The sequence below is a fragment of the Bradyrhizobium oropedii genome (assembly GCF_020889685.1).
Classification (GTDB): Bacteria; Pseudomonadota; Alphaproteobacteria; order Rhizobiales; family Xanthobacteraceae; genus Bradyrhizobium; species Bradyrhizobium oropedii.
This window is the reverse complement of the sequence record NZ_JACMYO010000063.1, coordinates 1-19,772: the sequence shown is the minus strand read 5'-3', so window position 1 is coordinate 19,772 and position 19,772 is coordinate 1. Positions and strand designations below refer to the sequence as shown.

Annotated in this window: 19 protein-coding genes and 2 pseudogenes; 12 read left to right on the top strand and 9 right to left on the bottom strand. The window is 62.6% G+C overall.

The window, feature by feature from the left end; translation table 11 throughout:
• Window positions 1-12: 12 nt before the first annotated feature.
• The 3 genes from H8A95_RS19160 (at window position 13) to H8A95_RS19150 (ending at window position 2,681) form a co-directional block, all read left to right on the top strand.
• The gene (locus H8A95_RS19160) at window positions 13-978 is read left to right on the top strand and encodes an MBL fold metallo-hydrolase (RefSeq protein ID WP_229166657.1); all 966 of its coding nucleotides are present in this window, start codon (window positions 13-15) and stop codon (window positions 976-978) included.
• A 64-nt stretch (window positions 979-1,042) separates the two neighbouring features.
• Window positions 1,043-1,759, top strand: a complete 717-nt coding sequence (locus H8A95_RS19155; RefSeq protein WP_229166658.1) for an SDR family oxidoreductase — start codon at window positions 1,043-1,045, stop codon at window positions 1,757-1,759.
• Window positions 1,760-1,790: 31 nt separating this feature from the next.
• On the top strand, window positions 1,791-2,681 hold the full coding sequence (locus H8A95_RS19150; protein WP_229166659.1) for a prephenate dehydratase: 891 nt from the start codon (window positions 1,791-1,793) through the stop codon (window positions 2,679-2,681).
• Window positions 2,682-2,724: 43 nt separating this feature from the next.
• Here the strand turns inward: H8A95_RS19150 and H8A95_RS19145 are convergent.
• Window positions 2,725-3,968 (bottom strand): annotated as a pseudogene (locus H8A95_RS19145) (IS5 family transposase); the annotation flags it as partial.
• Between H8A95_RS19145 and H8A95_RS19140 the strand changes: the two are divergent.
• On the top strand, window positions 3,938-4,576 hold the full coding sequence (locus H8A95_RS19140) for an aminotransferase class I/II-fold pyridoxal phosphate-dependent enzyme (RefSeq protein ID WP_229184515.1): 639 nt from the start codon (window positions 3,938-3,940) through the stop codon (window positions 4,574-4,576). The pseudogene H8A95_RS19145 and the gene H8A95_RS19140 overlap by 31 nt on opposite strands.
• 321 nt (window positions 4,577-4,897) lie before the next feature.
• On the opposite strand, the gene H8A95_RS19135 is transcribed toward H8A95_RS19140, so the two are convergent.
• A complete protein-coding gene (locus H8A95_RS19135; protein WP_229166661.1) occupies window positions 4,898-5,890 on the bottom strand; it encodes a DODA-type extradiol aromatic ring-opening family dioxygenase in 993 nt (330 codons plus the stop codon).
• Between H8A95_RS19135 and H8A95_RS19130 the strand changes: the two genes are divergently transcribed.
• From H8A95_RS19130 to H8A95_RS19110, 5 genes are all read left to right on the top strand, one after another.
• On the top strand, window positions 5,855-7,072 hold the full coding sequence (locus tag H8A95_RS19130) for an amidohydrolase family protein (RefSeq protein ID WP_229166662.1): 1,218 nt from the start codon (window positions 5,855-5,857) through the stop codon (window positions 7,070-7,072). The two genes, H8A95_RS19135 and H8A95_RS19130, sit on opposite strands and share 36 nt — an antisense overlap.
• 18 nt (window positions 7,073-7,090) lie before the next feature.
• The gene (locus H8A95_RS19125) at window positions 7,091-7,486 is read left to right on the top strand and encodes a RidA family protein (RefSeq protein WP_229166663.1); all 396 of its coding nucleotides are present in this window, start codon (window positions 7,091-7,093) and stop codon (window positions 7,484-7,486) included.
• A gap of 9 nt (window positions 7,487-7,495) precedes the next feature.
• Window positions 7,496-8,155, top strand: coding sequence for an RraA family protein (locus H8A95_RS19120; RefSeq protein ID WP_229184514.1), 660 nt, complete (start codon window positions 7,496-7,498; stop codon window positions 8,153-8,155).
• Window positions 8,156-8,809 (top strand): RraA family protein, encoded by a 654-nt coding sequence (locus H8A95_RS19115; protein ID WP_229166665.1) that lies wholly within the window; start codon window positions 8,156-8,158, stop codon window positions 8,807-8,809. It begins immediately after the preceding gene.
• 84 nt (window positions 8,810-8,893) lie between these two features.
• The gene (locus tag H8A95_RS19110; RefSeq protein ID WP_229184513.1) at window positions 8,894-9,688 is read left to right on the top strand and encodes a TetR/AcrR family transcriptional regulator; all 795 of its coding nucleotides are present in this window, start codon (window positions 8,894-8,896) and stop codon (window positions 9,686-9,688) included.
• Here the strand turns inward: H8A95_RS19110 and H8A95_RS19105 are convergent.
• From H8A95_RS19105 to H8A95_RS19075, 7 genes are all read right to left on the bottom strand, one after another.
• A complete protein-coding gene (locus tag H8A95_RS19105; RefSeq protein ID WP_229166667.1) occupies window positions 9,599-10,471 on the bottom strand; it encodes a cytochrome P450 in 873 nt (290 codons plus the stop codon). The genes H8A95_RS19110 and H8A95_RS19105 overlap by 90 nt on opposite strands.
• Before the next feature lie 291 nt (window positions 10,472-10,762).
• Entirely contained in the window at window positions 10,763-11,923 is a 1,161-nt protein-coding gene (locus tag H8A95_RS19100; protein WP_229166668.1) for a cytochrome P450, read from the bottom strand.
• A gap of 90 nt (window positions 11,924-12,013) precedes the next feature.
• Window positions 12,014-12,736 carry an ABC transporter ATP-binding protein gene (locus tag H8A95_RS19095; protein ID WP_229166669.1) on the bottom strand — a complete coding sequence of 241 codons (723 nt, stop codon included), beginning with the start codon at window positions 12,734-12,736 and terminating at the stop codon, window positions 12,014-12,016.
• A complete protein-coding gene (locus tag H8A95_RS19090; RefSeq protein WP_229166670.1) occupies window positions 12,729-13,481 on the bottom strand; it encodes an ABC transporter ATP-binding protein in 753 nt (250 codons plus the stop codon). Before H8A95_RS19090 ends, H8A95_RS19095 begins: the two co-directional genes overlap by 8 nt.
• Complete coding sequence (locus tag H8A95_RS19085; RefSeq protein WP_229166671.1) at window positions 13,478-14,476, bottom strand: branched-chain amino acid ABC transporter permease; 999 nt, start codon at window positions 14,474-14,476, stop codon at window positions 13,478-13,480. Before H8A95_RS19085 ends, H8A95_RS19090 begins: the two co-directional genes overlap by 4 nt.
• Window positions 14,473-15,336, bottom strand: a complete 864-nt coding sequence (locus H8A95_RS19080; protein ID WP_229166672.1) for a branched-chain amino acid ABC transporter permease — start codon at window positions 15,334-15,336, stop codon at window positions 14,473-14,475. Before H8A95_RS19080 ends, H8A95_RS19085 begins: the two co-directional genes overlap by 4 nt.
• An 8-nt stretch (window positions 15,337-15,344) precedes the next feature.
• Window positions 15,345-16,508, bottom strand: a complete 1,164-nt coding sequence (locus H8A95_RS19075) for an ABC transporter substrate-binding protein (RefSeq protein WP_229166673.1) — start codon at window positions 16,506-16,508, stop codon at window positions 15,345-15,347.
• A 151-nt stretch (window positions 16,509-16,659) separates the two neighbouring features.
• Here H8A95_RS19075 and H8A95_RS19070 point away from each other — a divergent pair.
• The 3 genes and pseudogenes from H8A95_RS19070 (at window position 16,660) to H8A95_RS19060 (ending at window position 19,673) form a co-directional block, all read left to right on the top strand.
• A pseudogene (locus H8A95_RS19070) lies at window positions 16,660-18,271 on the top strand (acyl-CoA synthetase).
• Between the two features lie 14 nt (window positions 18,272-18,285).
• Window positions 18,286-18,948, top strand: a complete 663-nt coding sequence (locus H8A95_RS19065) for an ABC transporter permease subunit (protein ID WP_229184516.1) — start codon at window positions 18,286-18,288, stop codon at window positions 18,946-18,948.
• A complete protein-coding gene (locus tag H8A95_RS19060; RefSeq protein ID WP_229166675.1) occupies window positions 18,945-19,673 on the top strand; it encodes an ABC transporter ATP-binding protein in 729 nt (242 codons plus the stop codon). Before H8A95_RS19065 ends, H8A95_RS19060 begins: the two co-directional genes overlap by 4 nt.
• Window positions 19,674-19,772: the final 99 nt, after the last annotated feature.

Sequence of the window (19,772 nt, the reverse complement as noted above, 5' to 3'; positions counted from 1 at the left end):
ATGGAGAAAATAATGTCCCCAGATCGTAGGCAAGTTCTCACGGGCGTCGCCGCATCACTGATCGGATGGAATATGCCGGCATCCGCACAGGAGGCACCCAAGGGGGCAACGACCTCCGCCCCGGATCGCGCGCGCGTGGTCCTTCTGGGGACTGCTGGAGGCCCCAGTCCAAAGGTATCTCGCTCTGCACCGGCCGCCATGGTCGTCGCCGGCGGCCGGATTTATGTCGTGGATTGCGGCAATGGCGTCGCGCGGCAGATTGTGAGGGCAGGCTTTGCCCTCAAGGATCTCAACTCAATTTTCATCACGCATCAGCATTCCGATCACAACCTCGACTATGGCAATCTGTTTTATCTGGCATGGAGCGCTGCGCTAAAAGGCGCCGTCAATTCGTATGGGCCGCCACCGCTGTCGAAGATGACTGAAAAATTCTTCGAATTGAATGAGTTCGACGTTGATTTGCGTATCCACGACGAAGGACGGCTTGATCCGCGGAAGTTGCTTGTGCCGCACGAGATCACGTCTGCGGGCGCAGTAATGCAGGACGAAAACGTCAAGGTGACATGTGCGTTGGTCGATCACCCGCCTATCAAGGTGGCACTCGCCTATCGCTTCGACACACCTAATCGCTCCATTGTGTTTTCGGGCGATACGCGCAAGTGCGACGCACTTATCGAACTCGCGAAGGGAGCCGACGTGCTTGTTTGCGAGGGACAGTACCTGCCGGGCATTCGGGGATTGGCCGAACGGATTGCGGCCGAACCATCCCGCAGGGAAGCGATTTTCAAAAGCATCTCTGGAAATGCACTGAGCGTGCAGCAAGCTGGCGAGGTTGCAAAGGAAGCCGGTGTCAAAACTCTCGTGATCAATCATTTCGTGCCGGGCGATGATACTGTTCCGGAATATGTGTGGCTTGACGCCGCGCGGGAATCCTTCTCCGGCGAGGTCATCGTCGGGCGGGATCTTCTTGAAATCTGATTAGGCGGTGGTCGGGCTGGCGACGATTAAGCTGCGTGCGCCCCGATAGCGCAAAGGGAAGGCTATGGTAGGTGATCTGAGAGGCGCTCGATTTCTGGTGATTGGAGGGAGTTCAGGCATTGGCCTAGCGGTCGCAAAGCAGGCTTTTGCGGAAGGCGCTCGGGTTCATATCGCATCCCGCTCGCGGGCCAAGCTGGACAAAGCGGTATCGGAAATTGGCTCCGGATCGGTCGGCCGGGAGCTCGATGTCACGGATGATGAGGCAGTAGACTCCTTCTTTGCTCCCGAGGGGGAATGGGATCACGTTGTGGTCTCCGCCGCCGAAACTGTCAGCGGCCCCATGCGCAAGCAGACGATGGAAGACGCGCGGAAGACGATGATGAGCAAATTCTGGGGCGCATACCACGTCGCTCGCTCGGCCAGGATCAGTCAGCAAGGATCATTGTGCCTGGTTTCCGGCTTCAGAAGCTTTCGGCCATCGGCGAACACCGTTCTTCAAGGCGCCATTAATGCTGCATTGGAAGCTCTCGCTCGCGGCCTCGCGCTGGAATTGGCGCCAATCCGTGTGAATGTGGTCTCGCCCGGGTTGACCGCGACGCCGATGTGGTCGGGGATGTCGGAAGGCGACCGCGGGACCATGTTTGGAAACGCGGCGAAGAATCTGCCAGCGGGCCGCGTGGGGCAGCCCGATGATATGGCAAATGCAGTGCTTTTTCTGGCGAAGACGCCGTTTGCAACCGGTTCGACCGTTTTGGTCGATGGCGGAGGGACCATCGCTTAAGGTGGGATCTTGATATCATAGGAGGGGGTTCATGGCGTTGTTGTCGCGGTTCAGACAGTGTTTGCAGGTCGCACTTCCTCTCATCGCAGCAGCGAGCGGCGCACTGCACATGACAGCTGCGGCGGCGGGGCAGATTGGCTATCTTGGGCCGGCTGGATCGTGGACACACCAGGCCTGCTTGGAGCTGTTCGGACCTTCGGATCTGGTCCCTCTATCGCAAGACGAATTGCTGTCAGCATATCAGAGCGGGAAAATCGATCGTGCCTGCCTGCCTGTTACGACCTCGCTGGTGGGAGCTACTCCCTATCTGGATCCGATCCTCGCTCTGCCAAACGTAAGGATCGTCGCCGAATATCCCAAAATGCTTGGCTATAGCCTTCTTGCTCGTCATGGAACGCGTCTGGAGGATGTCAAAGAAGTTCTCGGGCATCCTGTTGCCTTTGACGAGGTAAAGCCTTGGCTAGATCACCAATTTCCGCAGGTGCGACGGACCGCGGCGGCGAGCAGCGGCGCTGCGGCGCAAGCCGTGGCCAACAGCGACGCCTTGGACAAGGCGTCCATTGGCCCCAAAATTGGCGCGTCGATTTATGGTCTGGATTCGCTGGTGGATGGGATCGAAGAGGGCCCGCACAATGTCACACGCTGGTGGGTATTGGGCAAGGATAGCCCTCCGCCTACCGATAACGACAAGACGTCCTTGCTAGCAACTGTGAGTGATGCGGATCTTGCTTCCTTGCTTGCTTCTTTTGCAGGCGCCGGAGTCCAGATCCTGACCATTTACGAGCGACCGGCAAAAACAGCCCTCGACAGGCATCGATATCTGATCGAGGTCGCTGGGAACGAGAAAATGGAGAGCCTGACCCTGCTGCTCGGAAAGCACCCAGACATTCGCGCGCTTGGGTCATATCCGCGCCGATACTGACAGATCCTACTGGTCGCAATCCGAGCCATTCCGAAGTCGTCCGTTAAGAAGCCGGATTGAGCTGGGGCGGACAGGCGAGCGTTGGCCATATCAGCCGCAGGAACAAGGCCAAGAGTTCTCTGAGCCAGACGAGGATGCGGCGGAAGTTGTGGCCGACGGCGGAGAGGATGACGTTGGCGGCATCTCCTGCGCGGCCTTTGAGGTAGCAACGGCCGAGGTGACCTTCGGCCTTCATGTGGCCGATGATGGGCTCGATGGCGGAGCGGCGGCGCAGCTCGCGCTTGATGATGCCGAAGACGCCGCGCTTCTGGCCGGAGATGAAGACGCGCCGTGGGTTTTGTGCGTCGTGGCCGCGGTATCCCTTGTCGACATAGGCCCGCTCGATCGGACAGCCGGTGAGCGCCTCGGTGCGGTCGATGATGTCCCGCAAGGTGTGACCGTCGTAGGGATTGTCGGGCAGCGAGTTGGCGTGCAGCACGAACAGGCCACCGGGAGCCCGGCGGTTGTTGGTGACAATGGAGGCCTTCACGCCGAACTCGTAAGGGGCGGCGGCCTTGCCCTTGCCGATGCACTCCACCTCCGGAGCATGGAAGGAATAAAGCTTCCAGCCGCGCTGGCGCTGCTGTTGCGAGGTTGCGAGCGGATCTGCGCGGCCCGGCAGAGCGGGAGGGTGAACGCCTCCTCCAGTGCCGACTGGCCCTCGATCTTGCGGCGAATGTCGCGAATCCGGCCCAGCCGGCTGCGCAGGATACGCAACTGCCGCTGATGCCGCCTGAACTGTTTGGCGTGGGCGTATCGGCCTGCCATCATCGCGGCGGCCTTGGCCACACGAGCATAGGATTGCCGCAGTTTGACGCCGTGCCTTCTCGCCAGGCGGTTGAGCCCCTTGATGGCCGCATGCAACAGCTTGGCGTCGGTCGGGAAGCTGACGGCCTTCGGCTGCACCGTGGTGTCGACCGTGACGCGCTTGAGGTCCTGGCTGCGTAACGCACCGGCTTCGTGCGCCACCCGCAGGCTCTCGGCCAGCAACAGCTCCAGCTTGTCGCCGAGCCGCTTGCGCCAATGGCTGACGTCCGAGCGCTCGTGCGGGAAGGCGTGCTGGAAGAACTCTTCGCCGGTGAAGAACTGAAAGTACGGGTTGTGGACCCAGCGCTCGCAAATGCCCTCATCGGACAGCCCGTAAATGTGCTTGAGCAACAGCAGCCCGATCATGAAGCGGGTCTCGATCCCGGGCCGTCCATTCTCGCTGTAGAGCGGTGCGACCTCGCCGTCGATCCAGTCCCAATTGTCTGACAGATCGGGCTTTGCTGCCCTTTATTGACATAGCTTATCAAGGGTTCGGGGAAGGGCTGGAGCAGGACGCTGCTGGGCTCAGATCCATTTTCGCCAGAATTCCCGAAATGGTCATTGCTGCAAGCTGCTCCAAGACTTTTGGTGTTTACCGCGATCGCGTTGGAGTGGCGGTCATCGTTGGGCGCACGTCAACACAGAGCGACGTCGCTGTGGCGCAGCTCCTTGGCGCCGCGCGTAGCCTCTACTCGATGCCACCTGACCACGGTGCTGCCGCCGTACGAATTGTTCTCGAGGATGCTGCGCTAAGAGCGGATTGGGCCATCGAACTCGAGGGAATGCGTCGACGAATGGTCAATCTGAGGCTCAGTTTCGCCGAAGCATTACAACGTCAATCGAACAGCACCCGCTTTGATTTTATCGCTCGACAACGGGGCATGTTCTCGCGCATCGGGGCGACAGCGGAACAAGTCGAACGACTGCGTAAGGAGCACGCGATCTATTTGGTCGAGGACGGACGAATTAACGTTGCAGGCTTGCCAGAACATCAGCTCGATGAGGTTGCGCGGGCATTTGTTACCGTCATGAGCAAGCCGTCCAGCTGATAGTGCTTGTCCACTCTGCTCGGCTCTCAAACATCGGCGACGCCCTCACAGGAGGATGTGAAGTCGGTGGATTTAACACGGATCAAACGCCCGCGCCGGGCCCTCAAGGCCTAACACGAAGTTTCAGGCGCATCGTCTTCCTTCTCGCCGGTCGCGAGATCATGGCTTCCGCCAGCCGCTCGCCTCACGTCGTCTTGGACAGCTGAAAGCCCATGACGCCGGCCAGATTGCTGACCCGCCACAGACGACATGTCGATAGCGAATAGGGACCTTTGACCCGCTAGACGCTATCTCGATGACGAGTGCGGCCAAGCTCGCCAGCTAGGACCACGTCGCGAACCCGATTCCAGTTCCGGTCCCTGCCGGCGTGCGATAGGCAGGGTAATACTCCGACCAATCGTTGGTCAGTCCCTCGGACATCGCCGCCGTCATCACCCAGTTGAGGATTTCGGACGAGCCTGAATTCAACTCGTTGCGTGTCAGGCCGCGCAGGACCTGCGGATGCTTGCAGCGAATGGCGTTAAGCACCTTGTGATCGAGCTGCTCGTCGACGACGAAATGGCTGAGACCGCCGCTTGCCGCAACGGCGACGCGAAGGTTGCTCGGCGATTTCTCGACAATGCGGGCCAGCTTTGTGCCGATGTCGTAGCAGCGACGGGCTGTCGGCGCGTTCGGCGGATAATAGGTATTGAGGAGCACCGGCACGACCGGGATGGCGCGTCCCCGGAACAGCCGCTCGATGATGAAGCCATAGGCGTGGCCAAATCCCGCCTTCAGCGGATCATCGACCTTGGCAGCGGCTGCCACGTCGACGTCCTCGTCGACGAGGCCGCGGATCAGTTCGAGCGCGAACTGCGGCTGCCCCGGGAAGCTATGCACGGCATCCATCGCATAGCCCTTCATCACGGTTCCGACCCAGCCCGGCGTCTGCGGCGTCAGGTGCTTCTCGTGCGTCAGGATCTCCTCGCCGTGGAAGATCGAGATCGCCGGCATGTTGGCATGGCTGAACAGCTCGGCCTGATCGTCACCGATGATTACGACCACGTCGGGCGCAACGGCCGCGAGGCGGTCGGCGATCGCATCAAGAGCCTTCTGGGAGGCGGCCTCGATTTCCAGAAACTTGGCTTCGGTCGCGACATCGCCGTAAGGCGCGCCGTTTTCCTCTGCGAGATCGTCGTAGCTGATAAATCTGCCGTCGGCCAGGTTCAACGCCTTGTTCTTCTTGTCGTCTTCGGCGCGCTCGCTCCAGCGCTTTCCCTCGAGTGCCAGCATCGGCGTATGAGACGCGGCAAAGCTGAACACGATCCTAGCCATCGGCAGTCCTCCCTGAAATTAATTTTACCTTGTGGACAATATTACATAGGGCGATCGGGGCTGCAATCGAAACCGGACGAGGGGGAGACGAAAATCCACTTGCAAGTTTGCCGTTTCTTATATATACCAAGTGGACCAATTAATAATCAGGCCCATGGCCAGGGAGAGATCGCGCCCATGATCATCGACGCTCATGCCCATCTCGTCGCGCCTGCCTCGCTCTATGCCCATCGCAGCAACCTAGTCGTCGCTCGCGGTCAGTACGGCAAGTTTCCGGCGGCGATCTCCGATGCGGAGCTTGAGAAATCCGCAGCTCAAAACGTGGCGATCATGGATGGCGTCGGCACCGATTTGCAGGTGATCTCGCCGCGCCCCTTCATGATGATCCACGGCGAAAACCGCTGGGAGGACGTCGTCACCTGGGCCGAGGACAACAACGACATCATCGCCCGCACCGTGAAGATGCATCCCAAGCGCTTTCGTGGCGTCGGCGGATTGCCGCAGGCTGTCGGTGTTCCCGTCGAGGCGACGTTCGATGAGATCAAGCGTTGCATCGAGCAGCTTGGGTTCATCGGCGTCCTGCTCAATCCCGATCCGTCCGAGGGCATGGGGAAGAGCCCGACTCTGGCCGATCCGTATTGGTATCCGCTCTATGAATTCCTCTGCAAGCACGACATTCCTGCGCACATTCACAGTTGCGCCTGCTGCGGCCGGGAAACCTATGACGAGCATTTCATCACCGAGGAGAGCCTCGCCATCACCACGATCACACGCTCGGATGTCTTCAAGCGCTATCCGACGCTGAAGCTCATGGTCAGTCACGGCGGGGGATCGGTTCCGTTCCAGGTCGGGCGCTGGCGGTCCAATCGGCAGATGGCCATTGCCGCAGGCCGCCTGCCAAAGGATACCGAGAGCTTCGATGTGAGCCTGAAGCGCTTCTGGTTCGACACCGTGGTCCACAACAAGAAGTCGCTGGAGCTGCTGTTCGACGTGGTCGGCACCGATCGCTGCATGTTCGGCACCGAGCGCCCCGGCAGCGGCGGCGGCGTCGATCCGGAAACGGGTCGGCCCTACGATGACCTCAAGCCGGTGATCGAGTCCATCGCGGAACTGACCTCCGCCGACAAGAAGGCCATCTTCGAAAGTAACGCACGCAAATTCTTCACCCGTCTCGACGCCTGAGCAGGGGAGGAGATCAGCATGGGTGCACGACGAAGCATTGAAGTCGAGGGGTTCAGCCATGGTGGGCAGCCAATTCCCGCCGCGTCGCGGGTCGGCAACATCATCATGACCGGCGGCGTCTATGGACTCGATCCGGCAAGCGGAAAGATCCCGGATCATGTCGGCCGGCAGGCCGAGCTGATGTTCGCGAACCTGAAGCGGATCATGGACGCAGGCGGCGCAAGCCTCGACCAGATCGTCAAGATGACGGTCTATGTGAAGGTGCCGGAGGCGCGCGGGGCCGTGAATACGCAATGGCTCGCCGCCTTTCCGGATCCAGCATCCCGTCCGGCGCGTCACACGTTCCAGAACGATCATCTGCCGGCCAACATGCTCGTGCAATGTGACGCCACGGCGGTTCTCGACGGTACCTGAGGTCGCGCCATGGACGGTCTGATTGCGCGGCTCGCCGCCCTCGATACCTGCGCGGTGTCGGACGCCCTCGACAAACTCGGCCTTTCCGGCGCCGTGGTTGGAATCTCCCCGCTCACCGGCCCGGTCAAGATTGCCGGACGAGCGGTCACCATCAAGCTGGGGGCGCCCCTGCCGGGGTTGCCGAAACGACATCTCGGTGCGGGCGCGGTCATGGCGTCGAATCCGGGGGATGTCATCGTCGTCGAACATCGTGGCCGCACCGAGGTCTCGGGCTGGGGCGGCCTGCTCAGCCGGGGTGCCGTTCGCCGCGGTGTCGCAGCGGTGCTGGTGGATGGCGCCTGCCGCGACATCGACGAGAGCCGCATGCTTGGTCTGCCGGTGTTCGCGCGCGCCGCAGTGCCGGTGACGGCGCGCGGACGCGTTGCCGAGCATTCCTGTGAGGAGCCGATCACATTCGCGACTGTCGCCGTGAAGCCGGGCGATCTCGTGATCGCCGACGGCAGCGGCATCGTGTTCGTCGACGCGGCGCGCGCCGAGGAGATCGTTTCGACCGCTGAAGACATCTACGCGCGCGAGCAGCGCATGGCGGAAGCCATCGACGCGGGCAAGGCGGTCGGCGAGGTCTTGAGCGGCGACTACGAAGACATGCTGAAACGACGGGAGACCTGAATGTCGGAGATCGCCGGTGAATTGAAGGAGATCGGCACCACCACATTGTCCGACGCGCTCGATCGCCTTGGCATCGAGGGACAATGTCTGGGCATCAAGGCGTTCGATCACCAGATGCGGCTCGCCGGACCTGCCTTCACCATCCGCATGCTGCCCGTCGGCGTCCATGGCGGCTCGGTCGGCGATTACATCGACGACGTCGCGCCTGGCCAGATCGTGGTGATCGACAATGACGGGCGGCTCGATGCGACCGTCTGGGGCGATATCCTCACCATGGTCGCCTCGCGCCGCGGCATCGGCGGCACCGTGATCGACGGCGTCTGCCGCGACATCGATCGCAGCCTCGATCTCGGTTACCCGATCTTCGCGCGCGGCAACGCCATGCGCACCGGCAAGGACCGCGTGACCGCCGACGCCATGAATGTGCCGGTCCAAATTGCCGGCGTCCGGATCGCACCGGGAGACTGGCTGGTGGGTGACGGGGACGGCATTGTCGCGTTGCCGGCGTCCCGGCTCGAGGAGATCCTCGCCACGGCGCGTCAGATCGCGGCCGCCGAGGCCAAGATCAGGGATGCCGTCATCGCCGGCGAGCGTCTGGACAAGGCGCGCGAGCGCTTGCGGTACCACGCCCTGCAATCCAAACCGACGCGCTGATACCCTCGCGCCCCGGCGCGGTTGACAAATCCGGTGGCCGGGCGGATAGCCTTGATCGGATATGGCCTGCCTCGCGGGGATGCTGTGACAACGGATCTGACCAAGGAAACCCTCGACGATGTCGTCAACCAGCGGCGTCGGCAGCAGCGTTCGCTCGACACGCGGGAACGGATCCTTCAGGCGGCCTTTGAGGAATTCGCCGAGCGCGGCTTCGAAGGCGCCTCGACACGCACCGTCGCGACGAAGGCCGGCGTCCAGCATCCGCTGGTGACCTATCACTTCAAGAACAAGGATGGGCTCTGGCAGGCGGTCGTGACGACGACGAGCTTCAATTTCGGTCAGCACTTCCAGGATCACCTCGCGGGAATGACCGGGAAGGACGAGCTTGCGCAGCTCAGGGTGCTCCAGGAGCAGTTCATTCGCTTCGCGGCAGCCAACCCGAATTTCCACTGGTTGATGTCGCATGAAGGCAAGCGGGAGAGCGATCGGCTCACCTGGCTGGTCGAGGAGCGCGTGCGCAACTATTTCGACGTCGTGGCCAAGCTGATCCGGGTCGCACAGAAGCAGGGGCGCTACGTCGAGGGCGATCCCTATCATCTGCAATATCTGTTCATTGGGGCCGTCACGCGTATCTTCATGCTGTCCGCCGAAGTCCAGCAGGTGATGGGACGCTCGCCCTTCTCCAAGAAGTTTGTCGATGAGCATGTCCGGACATGCTGTGCCTTGTTCTTCCGCGAACCGGCGGAGGGCGCGCGCCGGCGCGCGTTGCGACGCCGAAGGGAAAACGCCTCACCAAATGATCGGGAGGCTCTTGAAGCCACGCACCATCAGGTGACGAACTCGTTCGGCCGTGGCGACGTCAATGTCGAAGTCGCCTAGCGCGACGAGCAGGTCCCGCAGGATTGCGCGCAGCATGGAGCGGGTTGCGCTCGCGCCGAGGCAGATATGCGGTCCAAACCCGAAGCCGAAGTGACGCACCTTGCCGCGTGTGATGTCGAAGCGGTCGGCATCGGCAATGGCCGTCTCGTCGCGATTGGCCGACGCATAGAGTAGAGCGATCCTCGCGCCCGGCGGAATGGGGAGTCCCGCAATCTCGGTCGGTGCTGACGTCATCCGGGCGAAGCATTGCGTCGAGGTGTCCCAGCGGATCGCTTCTTCGATGGCGGCATCGACGAGCGACGGATCAGCCATCACGCGCGAGCGCTGATCGGGATGACACCAGAGCGCGTGCATCAGGTTTGGCAGGAAATGTCCGATCGAGGCGTTGCCTGCGAGCAGCACGGTCATCATGTTGGCCACGATCTCGGCGTCGCTGAGAGGTGCTCCTGCCGCCTGTGCCGCGATCAGGATAGAGAACAGGTCATCGTCGCGCTCCACGCGGCGCCGCGCCAGCTCCTCCGTCAACAGCGCAATGACCACGGCACGATCGTCCTCCGCGAGCGCAGGGCCCGCGGGGCCAGCGTGTCCACGAAACAATCGCTCCGAAAGCTCGCTGGCCTTCCGAGCGGAATCGGGTCCAAGGCCGAGCATGCGTCCCAGGGCTCCGAACAACAGGGGCCGGCTGATATCCGTGACCAAATCGCATTGGCGGCGAGGGCTCAGCACTTCCACCCGCCGCGCGAGCTCGGCACGGATCCAGGGGAGAACCAGCTCGATGCGCACCGGTGTGACTCCGCGGATGATAATGCGCCGCAGTTCATCATGGCGGGGCGGATCGATCGATCCCAGCGTCTTGCCGACGCGAAGCGGGGAATCGCTGAGCGCATTGCCCGCTGAGGACGAGAACAGATCGGGCCTTGCCAGCGCGTCCGCGACGTCGCGGTGCCGGCTGACGAACCAGAGATTGGTCTTCGGACAATGATAGGCCGGCTGTTCGGTCCGCATCCGCCGATAGGTCGGATAGGGATCCTCAAAGAAGGCGTCGCCGGCGAGATCAAATACGGTCATCGCCACCTACCAACGAATCCGGAGCTTGTAGAATCCGCGTGCCATCATGTGAGCGACTCGCTCGGCATTTGCGACGTCGAGTTCGTATTCGCCGAGCGCCGGCAACAGCGGCGTCATGATGGTACGCATCATCGCCCGAGCAGTGGGCGCGCCGAGACAAATGTGAGGACCGGATCCGAAGCCGAAATGGCGCGTCTTGCCACGGTCAATGTCATATGTGTCCGGATCAGGAATCACCCGTTCATCGCGATTGGCCGCGCCGTAGCAGACCACCAGACGGCTATCGGCCGGGATCGTTACCCCGTGCAGGGAAATTTCTTTTGTGGTCTGGCGTGCAAAGGACTGCGTCGAGGTGTCCCACCGAACGCCTTCGTTGACGGCCGCGTCGAGTTTTGTCGGATCGGCCAGCAATTTCGAACGCTCGTCCGGATTCTGCCAGAGCGCATGAATGAGATTCGAAAAGTAGTGGCCGATGGAAGCGTTCCCCGCCAATAGCACGGTCGACATGTTGCCAAGAATTTCCGCGTCAGAGAGCGGCGCACCGGCCTCCTGAGCCTCGAGCAGGAACGAGAACAGGTCGTCGCTGCGGTCCTTGCGCCGGCGCTCGAGCTGCTCGCCGAGCACGGCGAATACGTCTTCCATCACGCCCGGCTTCGACACGGGACCCATCGCGTTCGGGGCGGCATGAAAGAGATCTCTCGACAGTTCGGCCGCGCGGATAGCGGCGTGACCATCGAGGCCGAGCATGCGGCCGAGCGCGGCGTACAGAATGGGGCGGCTGATATCGGCCATGAAGTCGCATTCGCGGCGTTCACCGAATTCGTGCAGGAGGCGTTGCACGTCATGCTCGATGGCGGGCTGCATCGACTGGATCCGGGCAGGCGTGAATCCCTTCATGACGACCCGGCGCAGCTCGTCGTGGCGAGGCGGGTCCGTCGTGCCGAGCGTCTTTCCGATGCGGAGCGGCGAGTCGACCAGGGTATTGCCGCGGGCAGACGAGAACGTCTCGAAATCGTTGAGGATGCGGGCGACGTCCTCGTTGCGCGTTATCACATAATAGCCGCTCGGCTCGTGCCGGTAGACCGGATGGTTGTCGCGCAGGATCTTGTAGGTGGGGTAGGGATTATTGACGAAGTCACGGTCCTCGGGGTCGAAGCGAAAGCCCATGCGGTCCTCCCGGTTCCTTTGTCGCTTTTCTGCTCGCTAAATATACCATATGGAAAAGATAATGAGCAAGCCGCGGTCCACGGCCTTATTTCAGGCGGCGCGAACCGGCTTTCTGATTCCGACATGCTGCTCGAGGGCATCGAGGTCTGCGGCGATAGCGCCGCTCGCACCGGATCGGACGGCAAGACCCCGTTCGAGGATGATCGCATGCCGCGCCAGCCCTAGCGCGAAGCCGGCATGCTGCTCGATCAGGACGACGGCCATGCTTTCGCTTTGCGTGATGTCCGTGATGCAACGCGCGACGTCTTGCGCGACAACCGGCGCGAGGCCTTCGAGCGGCTCGTCCAGCAGCAGAAGGCGGGGATTTGTAACCAGGGCGCGCCCGATGGCCAGCATTTGCTGCTCGCCTCCGGACAACTGATTGCCAAAATTGCCGCGCCGCTCCTTCAGCTTCGGAAACAGTTCGTAGACGCGGTCGAGCGTCCAGGCTCCCGGCGCCGCTGCGATCCGGAGGTTCTCCTCGACGGTTAGCGGCGCAAACACTTCGCGGCCCTGCGGCACCCACCCGATGCCCATGCGGCATCGCCGGTGTGGCGGCATGGTCGTGATGTCCTGCCCACCGAACCGAATCCGCCCCCCTCGCGGAGCGAGGTGACCCGCGATCGCGAGTATCAAGGTCGATTTTCCGGCCCCGTTGCGCCCCAGGAGGGCGAGCGATCCGCCAACCTCAATGGTCAGCGACAGATCATGGACCACCACACCCTCGCCGTAACCGACGTCGATGTTCTCAATCTCGAGCAGGGGCTCAGCCACCGGCGACCCCCAGATAGACACGGCGCACCTCGGAATCGCCGGCGATCTCGCCCGGCGTCCCCTCGCACAACACCGTACCTGCCACCAGCACGGTGATGGTCTCGGCGAACCGAAAGACCAGATCCATGTCGTGCTCGATGAAGAGAATAGCGACGTCGCGAGGCAACGCTTCGATCGCCTGCATAAGTTCAAAGCTCTCGCTGGCGGGAACGCCCGCGGCCGGCTCGTCCAGCAGCAGGACGCGCGGCCGGCCGGCAAGGGCGAGCGCAATCTCCAGCAGGCGCTGGCGGCCGTAGGCGAGCTCCGCAGTCGGACGCAGGCAGTCCCGGCCAAGGCCGACGGAGCAAGCCAGCGCGAACGCTTCGTCGGTAGTATCCGTCTCTCGGTGCAGCGCCTGGAGCGGCCTACCCAGGCGGCCGTTCCGTCGCGCCACCGCCAGCATGATCGACTCCAGCGGCGACAGATGCGGAAACAGCGCGTTGATCTGGAACGTTCGGCCGAGTCCGAGCGCGACACGCTGATCGGTGGTCAGCCGATTGATCGGCGCGCCCTCGAGCAGAATGCTGCCGCTGCTTGGCGCGAGCACGCCGGTGAGCAGATTGATCAACGTGCTCTTGCCCGCACCGTTCGGCCCGATCAGGGCCTGGCGGCCGCCGGCTTTCAGCCGAAGGCTGACCTCGTTGGTCACCTTCAAGGCGCCGAACTGCTTGCAGAGGGCTTTTGTTTCGAGCGCTGGTGCGGTCATCGCGGATGTCTCTCGCGCGCCAAATAGTTCGTGAGCAGCGTCAAGGCGCCGACCAGTCCGCCTCGCGCCGTCAGCATCAGCGCGATGAGAATGAGCCCGAGCCAGAACATCCAGTACACCGGGTTGAGCGCGGAGAGCACGTCGCGCGCCCAGATGAAAGTCGCCGCGCCAATGAAGCCACCGATCAGCGTGCCGAGCCCGCCGACGGTCAGCATGATCAGGGCTGCGACCGACCGTTCGAAGCTCAATGTCTCCAGCGCGACGATCTGGGTGGTCTGGGCGAGCAATGCGCCGGCCATGCCGGCGATGGTCGCCGAGATCGTGAAGGCGATCATCTTGCGGCGGGCGGTCGATACGCCAAGCATGGGAACGCGATCGTGGTTCTCGCGGATCCCTTTCAGCGCGAGACCTTCGGGCGAATGGATGTATCGCCGGGCCGCAAGGTAGAGCAGGAAAGCGACGGCGTAGGCGTACCAGAATGCGGTCCGGCCAAAGAGGTCGAATTCAAACAGGCCCAACAGCGGCCACATGTCGATGCCTTGCAGGCCGGTATCGCCGCCGGTCAGCCACGGCATGCGGCTTGCGGCCTCGAACAGCAACAGCCCGATGCACAGCGTCACCATCAGCACCGCCGCGCCGCGCACCTTGGCGATCACGGAGCTGAATGCCAGTCCAAGTCCGCCGGCGGCCAGCCCGCCGAAGAGAACACCGGACAGCGGTTCGCCCCAGCCGTGGGCGGCGAGCAGTCCCGCCGCATAGGCGCCGAGGCCGAAGAAGGCGGCATGGCCGAACGAGGCGATCCCGCCATAGCCCAGCAACAGGTCGAGCGACATGGCAAAGAGGCCGCCGATCAGCATCTGTGTCAACAGGACGAGCTTTGCAGGAAAAAGAAAGTATCCGGCTGCGGCCGCAATCCAGAACGCGACCTCGATGGTGGTCCACCGTGCGCGGTTGACGACCATTATTCGTGCGAGGTCGAGTGTGATGTCGCTCATCGCGGGCGGCCAACGAGGCCCTGCGGCCGCACGGTCAACAGGGCAAGCGCAGTGGCGTAGATGATGAAGGCTCCGATCTCGGGCAGTAAATATTTGCCCACGACGTCGATGATCCCGAACAGCATGGCGGCGAGAAACGTCCCGCGCAGCGAGCCGAGCCCGCCGACGCTGACGACGATCAATAGCTCGGTCAGGAACTTGATCGGGAAGTTGGGATCGAGCCCAAGCAGTTTGACGCTGAGCGCGCCACCAATCCCGGCGAGCGCCGATCCGAGTGCGAAGGCGAGGGCGTAGAGCTTGTCGACATCGATGCCGCACGATGCGGTCATCCGGCGGTTGAAGACAGCGGCCCTGATCTTGGCGCCGAACGTGGTGTGCTCGATCAGGCCGACCAGCGAGACGAGGAGCACGAGGCCGGTTACGATCAGGAAGAGGCGGTAGCGGTTGAGGTCGACCGGCCCAATGCGCAGATTGCCGTCGAGCCAGGCGGGGACTGCAATGGCCATCTGCTCGGGCCCGACGAGGTAAGTTGCTGCTGCGATGGCCGCGTAGACGACGCCGATCGTGAGCAGGACCTGCTCGAGCTCGGATGCCTGATAGAGGCGTCGGAACAACGTACGTTCCAGGATCGCTCCGGTCAGCGCCGCAGTCAGCCCCGCCATGACGACGGCCGCCAGGAACGGCCAGCCGGCCTTGCCGATCAACAGCGCGGCGGTGTAGCCGCCGACCATTGCGAGCGCCGCGTGGGCCATGTTGGCGAAGCCCATGAGGCCAAGCGTGATCGAGAGTCCGCCGGCCATCAGGAACAGCACGAACCCGTAGGCGATGCCGCCGAGCAGGATATTGACGAAGCCAAGCATCGTGCCACCTAGCGTGCCGAACCTGGGTCCTTGACGTCCGGTGTCGATGCGAACTCGACGTTGACGATCTGTCCGTCGCGCTTCTCAACCTTTCGGAAATAGACGGTCTGGACGATATCGCGGGTCGCGGGATCGATCGAGATCGGCCCGCGCGGACTTTCGAACTTCGTCTGTTTCAGCAGCTCCATGGTCCGGTCGGGATTTAGCTCGCCCTTCTGGGCCTCGACCACTTGATAGATTGCCTTAAGGACGTCGTAGGCGACGACGGGCATGAAATTCAGCGGACGATCCGGCGCAATCGACTTGTAGGTGCGGGCAAACTCGCTATTGGCTACGGACTCATGCGTTTGCGTGTAGTGGAACGCGGTTACCACACCCAGTGCTGCGTCACCAGCTGCAGGGAGCGAGGATTCGTCCGTGATATCGCCAATGCCGATGATCTTGGCGGGATCGAGCCCGGCTTCCTTGAACTGGCGAAGGAAAATGGGTGGCAGCTCGCCGGCCGCCATGAACACGAAAACGGCGTCAGGATTGGCGTCTTTGATCCGCTGAATGTAGGCGGAAAAGTCGGTTGCCTTGAGCGGCGCGCGCACCGAACCGGCGATGGCGCCGCCAGCGGCCTTGAATTCGCGAATGAACATCGCTTCGGCGTCGAGGCCAGGTTCGTACTCGTGCACGAAAGTATAGACCGACTTGAACTGCTGCTTGCTGGCGTAGGTTGCGAGCTGCTGCGCCATCTCGGTTGTCGTGAAGCCGAAGCGGACCGCAAAGGGATGTTTGGCGAGGATCCCCGATGTCGCGGAATTGACGATGAGGAGGGGGACTTTGGCGGAGGTCGACAACGGTGCGACCGCCATCGTGTTGGGCGTGTAATCCATTCCCGCAAGGAAATCCACCTTCTCGCCGACGATCAGCTCCTGGGCGAGCCGCCGCGCGACGTCGGGTGCTGGGCCCGTGGTGTCGCGCCTGATGATCTCGATCTTGCGGCCTGCGACAGACTTGCCGAATGTCTTGAAGAACACCTCGATTGCCGCGTCGGATGCGGCACCGGCGGCGGCGCCCGGACCGGTATAGCTCATGAGCCAGCCTATCTTCAGCGGCCGGTCGTCCGCTCTCGCCGAAATGCAGGCGGCGAACATGGCCGCGGCTACGATCACGATTCTGGCGATCATGCCGATAATCCTCCCTGAAACCACTTTTCCCCGAAGTCTCTGGCGCGGACCTCTTGATACAAATTAGACCATATGGAAAGTATATGCAAGACAAACGGCCCCGCGCTGCTCCAGACCGGTGCCAGGGCAACTGCAAATTGAAGGGAGCAACATGACCCAAGAGCTCACGCGGACAATTGAAAAGGCTCGGGAGCACAGTCTCGGCGATCTCCTGCGCCGCTCTGCCCAACGCGAGCCGAGCAAATCAGCGATCGTCTGCGGAGATGTTAGCTGGACGTTTGCCGAGGTGGATGCGATCTGCAACCGGCTCGGCCGCGGCCTGCTCGGCCTCGGAGTGAAGAAGGGCGATCGCCTCGCCGTGCTCTCACGCAATTCGCACGCCTTTGCGGCGCTCCGGTTCGCGGTGGCCCGGATCGGCGCGGTGCTGGTGCCGATCAACTTCATGCTCAATCCGGACGAGATCAACTTCATCCTGAAGAGCTCCGGCGCAAAGCTGCTCGCTGCGGGGGCGGATTTCGTCGAGCCGGCGCGCGCCGCCTCGACCAAGGACTGCGCGGTCGAGAAGATGATCTGGCTGCCGGGTGAGGATCCCGCCACGGCGCCCGCGGGTCTCACCACTTTCGACGATCTCCTTGATGCCGACGGCTCGTTCCTGGAGGCCTCCGTCGACAACCGCGATCTCGCGCAGATCGTCTACACCAGCGGTACGGAATCCCTGCCCAAGGGCGCGATGCTGACCCATGAAGCGGTGATGTGGCAATATGTCAGCTGCATCATCGGCGGCGGCATGAGCGCGAACGACAAGTTCCTGCACGCGCTGCCGCTCTATCACTGCGCCCAGCTCGACGTGTTCCTGGGACCGCAGATCTATCTCGGCGCCTCCGGCGTCATCACGGGCAAGCCGGCCGCCGACAACATTCTGGCGCTGATCCAGGCGCACAGGATCACCTCTTTCTTCGCGCCGCCGACGATCTGGATCGCGATGCTGCGCTCGCCGAAGTTCGACAAGACCGACCTGTCAACGCTTCAGAAGGGCTACTACGGCGCCTCGATCATGCCGGTGGAGGTGCTGCTCGAGCTGCAGCGGCGTCTGCCCAACGTCAAGTTCTGGAATTTCTACGGCCAGACCGAGATCGCACCGCTTGCGACCGTGCTGCGGCCCGAGGACCAGCTGCGCAAGGCCGGCTCGGCCGGCAAGCCCGTGCTCAATGTCGAAACGCGGGTGGTCAACACGGCGATGGAAGATGTGAAAGTCGGTGAAGTCGGCGAGATCGTGCACCGCTCGCCGCATCTGCTCTCCGGCTATTACAACGATCCCGCGAAGACCGCGGCGGCGTTTACCGGCGGCTGGTTTCACTCCGGCGATCTCGCCACCGTTGACGCCGAGGGCCACATCACCGTGGTCGACCGCGTCAAGGACATGATCAAGTACCGGCGGCGAGAATGTTGCGAGCCGCGAGGTCGAGGAGATGGTCTACCGCATCCCGGCTGTCTCCGAGGTCGCCGTCGTCGGCCTGCCCGATCCGCGCTGGATCGAGGCGGTGACCGCGATCGTCGTGGTCAAGAGCGGCGAGAAGCTAGACGAGGACGCCGTCATCAAGCACTGCGCCGGGCAGATGGCGCATTTCAAGGTGCCCAAGCGCGTCATCTTCGTCGACAGCCTGCCCAAGAATCCGAGCGGCAAGCTGCTCAAGCGCGAGCTGCGCCAGCGCTTCGTCGGCGGCGAAACACTCGACAAGGCAATCCAGAGTTTGGAGACCTAACCTCGCGCAACAGTATTGGTCGGCCCTTAATCGAGAGCGACGGGCGGGCTGTTCACAAACGTTCACTATTCTCGCGACTAGATGCGGTCGAAGACAGACTCAAGCTCGAAAAGGGGGGCGACAATGTTCCATGGTCGCGGCCTGGCCGTGGGGCTGTTCGAGCCGCTGCACGACCTGTTCGATCGTTCGCTGCAGATGATCCGGACCATCCCGCACCTCGCGTTGGTGCCGTTGATGATCCTCTGGTTCGGCATCGGGGAGGAGCCGCGGCTCATTCTCGTCGCGATGGGTTCGCTCTTCCCTGTTTACATCAACACGGTCGGGGCATTCGCAACGTCGATCCCAAGCTGATCGAGCTTGGAAAATCCTACGGCCTTGGCCGCGCCGAGCTGGTCCGGTCCATCATTCTGCCGGCGGCGCTCCAGCCGATCCTGGTCGACATGCGCTATGCACTCGGTGTTGCCTGGCTCACGCTCGTCGTCGGTGAAACGATCGCGTCGCGGGATGGCGTTGGATACCTCGTGCAGAATGCCCGCGAGCTGCTGCGCATCGATATCATCGTGCTGGCCATTATTCTCTATGCCATCGCGGGCTGGCTATCGGATTTGATCACGCGCCTGATCGAACGGCGGCTGCTGCGCTGGCATCCGAACTATGCTGACAGGGTGAAGGCATGAGCGGAGCCAGCGTCAGTCTGCGCTCGGTCGGCAAATCGTTCGCCGGCCGCACGGTCCTTGACGGCGTCGATCTCGAAATCGCTGCTGGCGAGTTCGTCTCGATCATCGGACCCAGCGGAGCCGGCAAGTCGACGCTGCTGCGTCTCGTAGCAGGCCTGGATGCCCCAACGCGCGGCCGCATCGAGCTCCGCGCGACAGGCCACAAGGCAGACGTGCGCCTGATGTTTCAGGAGGATCGCCTGCTGCCGTGGCGGCCCGTGCTCGGTAATGTGTTGCTGGGCATCAAGGGCAGGAAGCAGGATGCCGGACGCATCCTCGAGGCGGTCGGATTGCAGGGGCGCGAAAGTGAATTTCCGATCGGGCTGTCCGGCGGCCAGCGCCAGCGTGTGGCGCTGGCGAGGGCGCTGATCCACGACCGGATCTGTTGCTGCTCGACGAGCCGATCGGAGCGCTCGACGCCATCACCCGGGGCTGCGATGCAATTGCTGCTGGAACAGTTGCTCGTCGCGCGGCCCCGCACCGTCGTGCTGGTCACGCACGACGTCGAGGAGGCGTTGCTGCTCTCCGATCGCGTGCTCCTCGTCAAGGACGGCGGGATCGCGCGTGATCTGAGCTTCGACCAGCCGCGTCCGCGGCATCGCGGCGATCCGGCGCTGTCAGCTCTGAAGGAAGAATTGCTCGACGGTCTGCTGACGGCCGAGCGCGATTTGGCTGCCGTTGCATGACAGGACGAAAGGATGACGATATGACTTTGAGGGGATCGACGCGCGGTGGCGCTAATATCTCGCGGCGCACGGTGCTGTCGATGGGGGCGGGACTTGCCG

Excerpts from the sequence above, each read along its gene's own strand:
- H8A95_RS19160 (WP_229166657.1), top strand. The coding sequence starts at position 13 with ATGTCCCCAGATCGTAGGCAAGTTCTCACGGGCGTCGCCGCATCACTG.
- H8A95_RS19155 (WP_229166658.1), top strand. The coding sequence starts at position 1,043 with ATGGTAGGTGATCTGAGAGGCGCTCGATTTCTGGTGATTGGAGGGAGT.
- H8A95_RS19150 (WP_229166659.1), top strand. The coding sequence starts at position 1,791 with ATGGCGTTGTTGTCGCGGTTCAGACAGTGTTTGCAGGTCGCACTTCCT.
- H8A95_RS19130 (WP_229166662.1), top strand. The coding sequence starts at position 5,855 with ATGAGACGCGGCAAAGCTGAACACGATCCTAGCCATCGGCAGTCCTCC.
- H8A95_RS19135 (WP_229166661.1), bottom strand. The coding sequence starts at position 5,890 with ATGGCTAGGATCGTGTTCAGCTTTGCCGCGTCTCATACGCCGATGCTG.
- H8A95_RS19125 (WP_229166663.1), top strand. The coding sequence starts at position 7,091 with ATGGGTGCACGACGAAGCATTGAAGTCGAGGGGTTCAGCCATGGTGGG.
- H8A95_RS19120 (WP_229184514.1), top strand. The coding sequence starts at position 7,496 with ATGGACGGTCTGATTGCGCGGCTCGCCGCCCTCGATACCTGCGCGGTG.
- H8A95_RS19115 (WP_229166665.1), top strand. The coding sequence starts at position 8,156 with ATGTCGGAGATCGCCGGTGAATTGAAGGAGATCGGCACCACCACATTG.
- H8A95_RS19100 (WP_229166668.1), bottom strand. The coding sequence starts at position 11,923 with ATGGGCTTTCGCTTCGACCCCGAGGACCGTGACTTCGTCAATAATCCC.
- H8A95_RS19090 (WP_229166670.1), bottom strand. The coding sequence starts at position 13,481 with ATGACCGCACCAGCGCTCGAAACAAAAGCCCTCTGCAAGCAGTTCGGC.
- H8A95_RS19085 (WP_229166671.1), bottom strand. The coding sequence starts at position 14,476 with ATGAGCGACATCACACTCGACCTCGCACGAATAATGGTCGTCAACCGC.
- H8A95_RS19080 (WP_229166672.1), bottom strand. The coding sequence starts at position 15,336 with ATGCTTGGCTTCGTCAATATCCTGCTCGGCGGCATCGCCTACGGGTTC.
- H8A95_RS19075 (WP_229166673.1), bottom strand. The coding sequence starts at position 16,508 with ATGATCGCCAGAATCGTGATCGTAGCCGCGGCCATGTTCGCCGCCTGC.
- H8A95_RS19060 (WP_229166675.1), top strand. The coding sequence starts at position 18,945 with ATGAGCGGAGCCAGCGTCAGTCTGCGCTCGGTCGGCAAATCGTTCGCC.